Annotated in this window: 2 protein-coding genes; both read left to right on the top strand. The window is 69.1% G+C overall.

From position 1 onward, the window contains the following. Nucleotides 1–634: tyrosine-type recombinase/integrase (locus AC1D2E_RS35960; RefSeq protein WP_478201811.1), on the top strand; the 634-nt coding region annotated here is incomplete at its 5' end. A gap of 12 nt (nucleotides 635–646) precedes the next feature. Continuing rightward, nucleotides 647–992 (top strand): IS91 family transposase (locus tag AC1D2E_RS35955; protein WP_478201810.1); only part of this gene is annotated, 346 nt, incomplete at its 3' end.

The raw sequence follows: 992 nt of genomic DNA, 5'->3' as shown, positions 1-992 counted from the left end.
GCAGCGGCTGCCCGACGTGTTGTCTCGCGCCGAAGTGGCAGCGGTGCTGGCTGCGCCGATGTCCATGAAGGCGCGCACGCTTCTGATGACGGCCTACGCCAGCGGGCTGCGCGTAAGCGAGCTGTGTCAACTGCGCGGCTGCGACATCGACTCCTCGCCCGACCGCATGTGCATTCACGTCATCGCGGGCAAGGGAGGGCACGACCGCTACAGCCTGCTCAGCCCGGAGTTGCTCGAGCAGTTGCGGCTGTACTGGCGGCAATGCAGACGCACTGCACAGGCCGAGGACTGGTTGTTCCCTGCGCGGCTGAACCCCTCCGAGCACCTGGACACCCGTAGCGCCGGGCGCTACTTCTACGCCGCGCGCAACGCTGCGGGCATCGCCAAGGTCGGCGGCATCCACACGCTGCGCCACTGCTTTGCCACACATCTGCTGGAAGCCGGCGTGGACCTCAACAGCATCAGCCAGTTGCTCGGCCACGCCAAGCTCAGCACCACCAGCCGCTACCTTCGCATGGCCCGCCCCGGCCACAGCGCCGGCGACAGCGCGCTGGCGCTGCTGGCCCATCTGCCCAAGGTCGAGCCAAGGGCGCCGTCGTCACCGCCGACACCACCGCGACCGCCGCTGCACTGAAGCCGCTGCGCGATGAGCGCCACCCTGGCCGAGGTGCTGCGAACCTTCGGGCCGGCCTATCTGCGCCAGCACTCGCTGAGCACGCCGCAGGCGCGTGCCTGGCGAGCCATCGTCGCTTGCCGCACACCGGCCCTGGGTGGTCAATTGCAGCGCTGTGACCAGTGCGGCCAAGAGCAGCGGCTGTTCCACTCCTGTCGCAACCGGCACTGTCCGCAGTGCCAGAACGAGGCTCGGGACGCATGGCGCCAGGCCCGACTGGCCGAGTTGCTTGCGGTGCCGTACTGTCACCTGGTCTTCACGCTGCCGCACGCCCTCAACGCCCTGGCGCAGTTCCATGCGCGCTGGGTCTACCGCACGC

It is taken from the genome of Variovorax sp. P1_H2 (assembly GCF_056405295.1).
The sequence above is the reverse complement of the archived record's forward strand: the minus strand, read 5'-3'. Positions and strand labels throughout refer to the sequence as shown.